Consider the following 9,124-nt stretch of genomic DNA (forward strand, 5'->3'; position numbering starts at 1 on the left):
CCTTTTCTGGGGGGATGAACGTGATTCCATGGAGGGGATGAGTGATGGACTGTGATGACTACTACCACGATGAAAACATGGCTGAAATCTTTGAGGAGCTGAAACAGCCAAAGACACTTGAGGAACTGGGTTTATCCTACTTCTTTGTGAGGGACCTTGTCCTGAAGATTATTTTAACATACGGGACGGTTAAAACCCAGCGAATAACTGATATTACAGGTCTGCATCTTGATATACTTGAGGATGTCCTTGGCCAGATGGAGAAGGACGGGTTCTGCGCCCAGGTGGGTGGAAGTTTCCTGTTCTCCAGTGTTGAATATACACTGACAAAGAGGGGGGTTGAGAAGGCCCGCATTGTAATGGAGGAAAACCCTTATATTGGAATGGCCCCCGTACCCTACGAGAGGTACTTTGAACTGATGGATAAACAGCTCAGAAACCGTTTCCCAATAAAGATACCCCCAGATGTTATTGAAAGGGCCTTCAGGGACGTTGTCGGTCTATCATATGCAAAGGAATGTCTTGTTGAGTCATGCACCATCGGTAAGGGACTCTTTGTTTATGGTGCTCCGGGAACCGGTAAAACCTTCATCATAAGCAAGGCATCGGACCTTCTACCACCGGTGGTGATTCCCCGTTTTATAGAGTTCAGCGGGAGAGTTGTACAGATATATGACCCTGACTTCCACAAGCCATGCCCTGAGGAACCTGATGATCCCCGCTGGATAAAGATACATGCCCCATTTGTTTTCACAGGTTCTGAACTGAGCCTCAATGAACTTGAGACAACCTACAATATGAATAAGGGTGTATACGAGACCTCTCCACTGATAAAGGCCAACGGTGGAGTGCTCCTCATCGATGACCTTGGAAGGCAGAGGGATGACCATGAGGTGATCCTCAACCGCCTTATAGTACCCCTTGAGAATAGGAAGGACGTCATATACATAAGGGGGGTCCCCGTTATATTCCACACACACTTCATCCCCGCATTCTCAACAAACCTTGATGTGAGCATAATGGACGAGGCACACCTCAGGAGGGCGCCTCTCCACATATTCCTCAAAAACCCACCTGTGGAAAACGTTGTGGAGGTATTCAGGCGCAACCTTGATGCCACAGGCGAGGATTACGATGAAGATGTCCTGGAAAGGATTAAGATGGTGTACACTCCAGTCGCCGGTGGCGGCGAGGGTCTGCAGCCAAGCTATGCACACGCCCGTGACCTTGCACAGATTGCCCAGGCAGTTAGAATAAACATGGAGAAGGAGAGGATTGACCTTGAGGTCATTGAAAGGGCCCTTGATAAGCATGTCCTCATAGCACTCCAGAGGATGGATATTGATATCAGCCAGGTGCATCACAGTGTGAGGACATTCCGTGTTGTGACCCCTGAACCTGAGAGTGCTGAGGGGGTGCTTAAACTCTACGGCGCCCTCACGGTTGCACTGGAGGATGGAGGTGTTCTAGCGGACTTTGAGGACTCAATAAGCCCTTCACAGCTCCTGGCCCATCTGCAGGGCGAGGGGGTTCCGGTTGGAAGGGTTGAGGTGGTCGCTGAAACCAAACGTGAAATTAAGAAGACAATACTTGAATACAGTGGATGATGTCTATGGAGCCACTCCTGGTTGATGTGCTGGTCGCTGCACTTGTATCCATTGGTGTTTGGACATTCCTTGAACTCCTACCGTCCTTATTTCCAGGGGAGGCAGGGAGACTTGCAGCACGCATCAGGCCAATTCCATCCACTGCAGTTGAGATAGCCCATTACCTCAACCTCCTCAGAAGGGGAAGGCCATGGCAGGTCTTCATGGCCCTTGAAATTATAGGGGAGCTCTTCAGGATTAAGATCCGTGAACTTGAGTCCCTGAAGTATGAGGAGTGGAAGATGGAGGTTGAATCCCAGAAGGAACGAATGGAGAGGAGGGGGCTCAGTGACGATGAGATACTCCACCTTGAGGCTGGAAGGGAGATGGTTCAGAACTCCAGTAACCGGAATCTTAAATCAACAGGGGGTCTTTATTCCAGTCCGGAAGAGGAGGAGTTCATAAGAATCAGGAATAATAAAAAGGATCTTTTGCCCGATTTGAGGGATAATTATTCTGATTTCAGAATATGGGCGCTGAAGAACAGGGACATCCTCAGGTATGTCCAGGAGAGGGTCTTCATGAGGGAGGAACTTGACCTTGAAAACCTGAGGGACCACAGCAGGGAATGGGCCCTTGTGAATATATGGGGTATGAAACCACCTGAAAGTTACTCTGAGGATGAAATCCTTGAGGATATTCTCCTGTACATTGAAATAAAGGATGATGACATTATAATTAAATTTGCCCATGGTCTGAGCAGCCACAGCGACTCCCTGAGGTACCTCGATGGGGTTATATCCACTGTTTCTGCCTGGAAGAGGGAGGGTAAAACGTGAGTGGGACCCTTTAAACCTCTATCTCAAGTCAATCGCAGATTTTCCCATCGCCTGTGAGGCGACGAAGGTGGGACCCTTTAAACCTCTATCTCAAGTCCTACTGGACAGTGGTCTGAGCCCATAACCTCTGAGAGTATCCATGACCTTTTAACGTTCTTTGCGAACTCCTCATTAACAAAGAAGTAGTCGAGCCTCCACCCCACGTTTCTCTCACGGGCCCTTGTTCTGTAGCTCCACCATGTGTACTGGCCCGGCTCCCTGTTGAACATCCTGAATGTGTCGACGTACCCGTTTTCAATGAATTTGTCTATCCAGGCCCTTTCAACCGGCAGAAAACCTGATACATTGCTGTTCTCCTTTGGCCTTGCGAGGTCTATCTCCCGGTGGGCTGTGTTGAAGTCCCCACATATTACGGTGTTTCTACCAGCGTCCCGTTCCCTGTTTACGTCTTCGAGGAATGCGTCATAGAATTCAAGTTTGTACTTCAACCTCTCATGGGACATCTTCCCGTTGGGGAAGTATATGTTGTAGAGCAGAAAGTCATCGAAATCTGCAACCTGTATTCGGCCTTCAATGTCGAATCTCTTCACACCAAAACCCTCCCTGAGGGATTTGGGGGGTATCACTGTGTACATGGCGACTCCACTGTATCCCTTCCTTTCTGCCGGGGTGAAGAAACTCATGTAACCCTCAACATGCCTTAGCCTTCGGGGAAGCTGGTCGGGACTAGCCTTGGTTTCCTGAAGACAGAGGATATCCGGTTTCTCGTCCATGAACCAGTCAAGGAAGCCCTTACGGTATACTGCCCTCAGACCGTTAACGTTCCAGGATATTATCTTGATTCCTGCCATGGTACCATGGGATTATTTCTGTTCTGACCACCTTAAGTATTGATCATCACATGATAAATGGCAGTATCCTTGCAAAGATTCCCCCCAGGAACAGGGCGGTTCCAAGGTTTGCAATGGTTATTATGGATGTGGATTTCCACCCGAATTCCCGTGCAAGTACTGCTATTGTTGAAAGGCAGGGGAAGTAGAGCATACCCACCAGGGTGAGGACGAGGATCTGGGGTGCTGTAAGTGCTGCCCCAATATCTGTTCCAACCAGTGATACAAGCCCCAGGAGGATGAACTCCTTCCTTACAGCCCCAAGGATCAGGAGTACCCCTGCAAATACAGGCAGGTGTAACCAGCCAGCTGTAAGTGGTGCCATGATATTGCTCACAGGATTCAGGAACCCGAGGGCGTAGAGGATCTGTATGAGTGCGCTTCCAATTATGTATATTGGGAATACAAGGTATATGAGGGACTTTGTCCTTGTCCAGGTCTGCCTTGCGATGACCCTGAAGGATGGCATCTTGAGGGAGTGCATCTCCATTATAAGGCCGGTTGTTTCCCCAGGGAGTGCCTTCAATGCAAGTTTACCCATTATGAATATTATGAGGAGGTCGAGGGCGTATAACCCTATGGCCCACCATACGCTGACAAAGAGGGCCACAAGTCCAAGTATGAGGATTGTCCTTGCGGCGCAGGGCGCGAAGGATATTGCAAAGGCTGCAAGGAGCCTCTCCCTGGGGGTTTCAAGTATCCTTGTACTGTCGATTGCCGGTACACTGCAACCGTATCCGAGTATCAGGGGTATCAGGGCTTTGCCATGGAGCCCTATCTTTCTCATGAAAGCATCCATCATGAATGCAACCCTGGTGAGAAGCCCAGAATTCTCGATGTAGGATAGCATGAGGTAGAATGGTATGACAAATGGTATCACGAGGGTTAAACCTGCCACTATACCTCCGAAGGCACCGTTCCATATTATGGATTCAATTGAACCTGAGAACTGGGGGTCAACTGGTTGAAAGAATCCGAAGATACCTGTAAGTGTATCTGATAGGAATTTACCCACAACGAAGGTCCAGAGGAGGAGACCTCCAACAACGAGGATCGATGATATGTAACCGTAGATGGGGTGTGTGAGGAAACTGTCAAGGCGCTCTGAGAGAGATTTTTTTATCTCTGATTGTTTCTGTGCACCTGCCGCTATCATATTTGATAGTGCGTATCTCTCAGAGGCCATAACAGAGAATGATGGCTCATTGTGTATTTTTTCGATCTGGGCTGCAAGTTCAGCTGCAAGTTTTTTCACGTCGGATGGCATCATGGCACTTATTTCAGGGTCGTTTTCAAGGAGCTTTATGGAAACCCATCTCTTTGAATAGCCCTCTGGAATTTCAGGGAGTGCTTCCATAAGTGTTCTTATGTGGCTTTCAACCTCCTCCCCGTATTCTATGACCTCTGGTTTTATCCCCCTATCAGCCACTTCAAGGGTTTTCCTGAGGAGCTTCTGGAGTCCCTGGCCCTTAACCGCCACTGTTGATACAACAGGCACACCCAGCGCACCCTCAAGTTTCTCCTCGTCTATCACTATTCCCTTCTGCCTGGCCATATCCACCTGGTTGATGCAGATAACCATGGGGACCTCCATCTCCATGAGCTGGAGTGTGAAGAAGAGGTTCCTCTCAAGGACAGACGCATCAAGCACGTTTATGACGACATCGGGTTTCTCGTTGACTATGAACTCCCTGGAGACTATCTCCTCCATGGAGTAGGTTGAAAATGAGTATATGCCTGGAAGGTCAATTATGTGGATGTCCCGGCCCTGAAATTTAAGGTGGCCCTCTGCCCTTTCAACGGTTTTCCCTGGCCAGTTCCCGACTATCTGGTTTGATCCTGTTAGCTGGTTGAAGATCACGCTTTTACCGACATTGGCGTTTCCTGCAAGTGCAACTGTTATCTCAGATTTCTCCATCGGTACACACTTCCCGGATTGAAATTCGGTTCCCTCTAACAGAAATTCAGCTTTCTGTGTCTATGAATACGTTGTCTGCTATATCCCTTCCAAGGGCCACCCTTGACCCCCGGACCTCCACCTCGATGGGTCCGCTGAGAGGTGCCCTCTTGATCATTCTTATGGGGACTCCAAGTGTTATTCCCATGTCCATGAGCCTCCTTAAAACCCTGTAGTCCCCCCGTATGAAGGAAACCCTTCCAGTCTGTTTTTCATCCATCTCTGTGAGTGATTTCAGGTTCCCCTCACGGCACCCTATTTCCTCAACATCCTTATCCTTCAGCTCAATGCATTCCCCGCATGTCTGGAATTTGAAGTCGCAGGCAGGGATTGGATTTGCGTCGGGGCACTCACCTGGCATTTGGAGGAGCTGGCAGAGGGCCCTTTCTGCATCATCGGAGAGCGAATGTTCCATCTCACATGCCTGTATGTGTATCCTGTCCCTCCTGATTCCAAGTATATCGTGGAGGAACCGTTCCAGCAGGCGGTGCTTCCTTGTTATTCTTCGGGCTATCCTGTATCCCTTTTCTGTGAGCACCGCCCCACGGTAGGGGGAGTAGTTAACATATCCTTCAGAATCAAGTTTTTTAAGCATCTGGGTTACACTGGCAGGGGCTATTCCCATTTCCCTTGATATTTTGGTTGTAGTGGCATTTTTACTGGATTCTGATAGCCGGTAGATGGTTTCAAGGTACTCCTCTATATTTTCGCTGAGATGCTTCATTAGGTTCACCTAAAGGCTTGCTGTTAATTTAGTTAAACCTAATTCAATATAAGGTTTTCTAAATGGTTGTGGTAAGAAGTTTTTCGCAGTTTGTCCTCATGTGCTGGTGTAAAAATTAGAGTTCCGGTGTTAGCACATTCCGGCATTCTGAATAAAAGAAAAAAGGGATTTTTCCTTTCCCGGTCATATGGGTAGAAAATCCCTTCCATGGGTTTCGTTTATAACCTCGGCAAGGCCAACGTACATTGCAGCGGCCCCTGTGAATATACCCTCATAACCTGCGATGGTGGTTATGAGGCCTGACCCTGTGATCTCACCGGCTGTAAGCAGGAAGAAGAGCACTGCAAGGCTTATGAATATCACCTGTATGCCTCTCCTGAGCTTGAGGGTTGCAATGAACATCACCAGTGTAAACAGACCCCACATGAAGAGGTATGATGCCATCGCAACCGGGTCGGCTGCTGTAGCTGCACTGCCGGCTGTTTCAATGAACTTCAGCCTTGGAATCACAAGCAGAAGTACCAGTGACCACCAGAAAAGTCCATATGAGCCGAATGCAACTGTACCAAAGGTGTTGCCCTTCCTGTATTCCATCACACTTGCCAGTATCTGGGCTATACCCCCGTAGGCGAACCCCATTGCAAGTATCATGCTGTTTATGGGGAAAAGCCCTGCGTTGTGGAGGTTCAGAAGTACGGTGGTTATGCCGAAGCCCAGAAGCCCCAGGGGAGCAGGGTTGGCAGTTTTATCTGATATAACCACTTCTTTTTCAGTCATTTTTTTACCTCCTTCTATTCTTCAAGGGTTGAGGTATCACCGAGGTCCTTTCCCTCCTCCCTGGCCCTCAGTATTCTCCTCATTATTTTTCCTGACCTTGTTTTAGGGAGCCTGTCAACCTGCACCATTTCCCCGATAACAGCCACGGGTCCCAGTTCGTGGCGCAGGTGCCTTTTGAGTTCCTCGATGAGGGCTGCGTTTAACTTATGGCCCTTCCTGAGTATGAGGAATGCCTTTATGACCTCCCCCTTGATTGGGTCTGCCTTACCTATGACCGCTGCCTCGGCAACTGCAGGGTGGGCCACGAAGACTGATTCAACCTCTGCTGTACCGATCCTGTGCCCTGCTATGTTGAGGACGTCATCTGATCTACCCTGTATCCAGAAGTAGCCGTCTTCGTCCTTCCTTGCCATGTCACCTGCAGTGTAGACTCCACCAGGGATCTGTTTCCAGTATACGTTGAGGTACCTCTCCTCGTCGTTGAAGAGTGTCCTGAACATTGCAGGCCACGGTTTCTTTATTACAAGGAATCCACCCTTACCCAGTGGCACAGGGTCTCCCTTCTCGTCAACCACATCCGCCTCGATGCCAGGGAGGGGTTTGGTGACGGATCCCGGTTTAAGGGGGGTTACAGGCAGTGGCGCTATGAGGTGCATCCCTGTTTCGGTCTGCCACCATGTATCGATTATCGGGCATTTTTCCCTTCCAATGTGTCTGTGGTACCACATCCATGCCTCAGGGTTTATTGGTTCACCCACGGTTCCAAGGATCTTAAGGGAGTCAAGTTTGTAGCGTTGCGGGTGTTTTTCACCGAACCTCATGAGGTGCCTTATTGCTGTGGGGGCTGTGTAAAACTTTGTGACACCGTATTTTTCCACTATGCTCCACCAGACCCCAGGGTCCGGGTAGTCAGGGGCCCCCTCATAGATCAGTGTCGTTGTTCCAAGAAGTAGGGGTCCGTATACGACGTAGCTGTGCCCGGTTATCCATCCTATGTCTGCTGTGCACCACCAGAGGTCCCCGTTATGGATGTCAAAGGTCATCTCAAGGGTTGATGCTACCCCCACCATGTATCCTCCTGTTGTGTGGAGTACACCCTTTGGTTTCCCGGTACTTCCTGAGGTGTAGAGTATGAAGAGGGGGTCCTCTGCATCCATCACCTCTGCCTCGCACCGGTCATCCTCGCCCTCTATGAGCCTGTCGAACAGCATTTCACGCCCGCTTATATCTGACATCTCTATGTCGATGTCTGTGTGCTTCACAACAACTGTTGTCTCTATTGTGGGGCACTGGAGGATGGCCTCGTCAACGATTGGTTTGAGTTCTATCACCCCACCCCTTCTGTAGGTTCCGTCTGCTGTTATTATGATCTTGGCCTTTGCATCGTTGAGGCGTTCCACAAGTGCTCCGACGCTCAGACCTGAATAGATGACGCTGTGAACGGCCCCTATCTTTGCACAGGCCAGCATTGATATAACGAGTTCCGGGCACATGGGGAGGTACATTGCAACGGCGTCGCCCTTTTTGATTCCAAGGCTTTTAAGGGCATTGGCTGTCCTGTTGACCTCTCTGTGCAGTTCATAGTAGGTCAGCTTCCTCTCATCTCCCCTCTCGTTCACGTAGAGAATGGCGACCTGGTTCCTCTTGTCTGTATCCAGCCATCTGTCCACGGCGTTGTGGGTCATGTTGATCTTACCGTTCACGAACCACCTGTAGAATGGCTTGTTGCTCTCGTCAAGTACCTTGTCCCATTTCCTGAACCATTCGAATCTTTTTGCCTTTTCGGCCCAGTATTTCTCATGGTCCTTTCCCTTTTCCAGCTCGGCCTCCCAGTTTTTTATATGGGCCTCCTCCACGATGGTGTAGTGTGGTTTGAAGACCCTTGTTTCTTCCAGGAGAACTGAGGTATCCTTTGACATTTTTCATACCGCCATTTTTCTTGGGTGATAGTAGTAAGTTTTTCTGGACTTATATATTTTACTATTATTAATCATGATAAATAATAGTAATTTAAAAATTTTTATTAAATACCTTGAAAAAAATATTGGGTGTTACATCATTGGGGGCATTCCACCCATTCCACCCATTCCTTCCATATCTTCCTGGTCCTTTGATGAAACATCAAAGCCCTTAGCTGCTATCATGTCGTCTATGCGGAGGATCATCTCAGCTGCCTCTGCAGCGGACTGGATGGCCTGTTTCTTAACCCTCTGGGGTTCAAGAACTCCCTCCTCCTTCATGTCAACGACCTCACCATCGAAAACGTCAAGTCCCATGTAGGGTGACTCCTCGTGGGCAGCCCTGAGGTCCACCAGGACGTCGATGCTGTCAAGTCCAGCGTTCTCTGCAAG

8 protein-coding genes are annotated in these 9,124 nt (G+C 49.1%); 2 read left to right on the forward strand and 6 right to left on the reverse strand.

Annotation, left to right across the window (positions count from 1 at the left end):
- Positions 1-44: 44 nt before the first annotated feature.
- Entirely contained in the window at positions 45-1,607 is a 1,563-nt protein-coding gene (locus tag ACPLJI_RS07100) for an ATP-binding protein (RefSeq protein ID WP_424730743.1), read from the forward strand.
- Positions 1,608-1,612: 5 nt separating this feature from the next.
- Positions 1,613-2,425, forward strand: coding sequence for a hypothetical protein (locus ACPLJI_RS07105; protein WP_424730744.1), 813 nt, complete (start codon positions 1,613-1,615; stop codon positions 2,423-2,425).
- 77 nt (positions 2,426-2,502) lie between these two features.
- Here ACPLJI_RS07105 and xth read toward each other — a convergent pair whose 3' ends face one another.
- From xth to ACPLJI_RS07135, 6 genes are all read right to left on the reverse strand, one after another.
- Positions 2,503-3,276: an exodeoxyribonuclease III gene (gene xth, locus ACPLJI_RS07110; protein ID WP_424730745.1), complete on the reverse strand. Its 774-nt coding sequence runs from the start codon at positions 3,274-3,276 to the stop codon at positions 2,503-2,505.
- A 46-nt stretch (positions 3,277-3,322) separates the two neighbouring features.
- The gene (gene feoB, locus ACPLJI_RS07115) at positions 3,323-5,233 is read right to left on the reverse strand and encodes a ferrous iron transport protein B (RefSeq protein ID WP_424730746.1); all 1,911 of its coding nucleotides are present in this window, start codon (positions 5,231-5,233) and stop codon (positions 3,323-3,325) included.
- Between the two features lie 46 nt (positions 5,234-5,279).
- Positions 5,280-5,996 carry a DtxR family transcriptional regulator gene (locus tag ACPLJI_RS07120; RefSeq protein WP_424730747.1) on the reverse strand — a complete coding sequence of 239 codons (717 nt, stop codon included), beginning with the start codon at positions 5,994-5,996 and terminating at the stop codon, positions 5,280-5,282.
- Between the two features lie 183 nt (positions 5,997-6,179).
- Complete coding sequence (locus ACPLJI_RS07125) at positions 6,180-6,773, reverse strand: acetate uptake transporter (RefSeq protein ID WP_424730748.1); 594 nt, start codon at positions 6,771-6,773, stop codon at positions 6,180-6,182.
- 14 nt (positions 6,774-6,787) lie between these two features.
- Complete coding sequence (acs, locus tag ACPLJI_RS07130) at positions 6,788-8,692, reverse strand: acetate--CoA ligase (protein WP_424730749.1); 1,905 nt, start codon at positions 8,690-8,692, stop codon at positions 6,788-6,790.
- Between the two features lie 132 nt (positions 8,693-8,824).
- Positions 8,825-9,124 (reverse strand): TCP-1/cpn60 chaperonin family protein (locus ACPLJI_RS07135; protein ID WP_424741188.1); only part of this gene is annotated, 300 nt, incomplete at its 5' end.

Origin of the sequence: Methanothermobacter sp., assembly GCF_049720995.1 — an archaeon.
Classification (GTDB): domain Archaea; phylum Methanobacteriota; class Methanobacteria; order Methanobacteriales; family Methanothermobacteraceae; genus Methanothermobacter.

Coding starts and splice junctions, on each gene's coding strand:
- acs (WP_424730749.1), bottom strand. CDS start 8,692: ATGTCAAAGGATACCTCAGTTCTCCTGGAAGAAACAAGGGTCTTCAAA.
- feoB (WP_424730746.1), bottom strand. CDS start 5,233: ATGGAGAAATCTGAGATAACAGTTGCACTTGCAGGAAACGCCAATGTC.
- ACPLJI_RS07120 (WP_424730747.1), bottom strand. CDS start 5,996: ATGAAGCATCTCAGCGAAAATATAGAGGAGTACCTTGAAACCATCTAC.
- ACPLJI_RS07105 (WP_424730744.1), top strand. CDS start 1,613: ATGGAGCCACTCCTGGTTGATGTGCTGGTCGCTGCACTTGTATCCATT.
- ACPLJI_RS07100 (WP_424730743.1), top strand. CDS start 45: ATGGACTGTGATGACTACTACCACGATGAAAACATGGCTGAAATCTTT.
- xth (WP_424730745.1), bottom strand. CDS start 3,276: ATGGCAGGAATCAAGATAATATCCTGGAACGTTAACGGTCTGAGGGCA.
- ACPLJI_RS07125 (WP_424730748.1), bottom strand. CDS start 6,773: ATGACTGAAAAAGAAGTGGTTATATCAGATAAAACTGCCAACCCTGCT.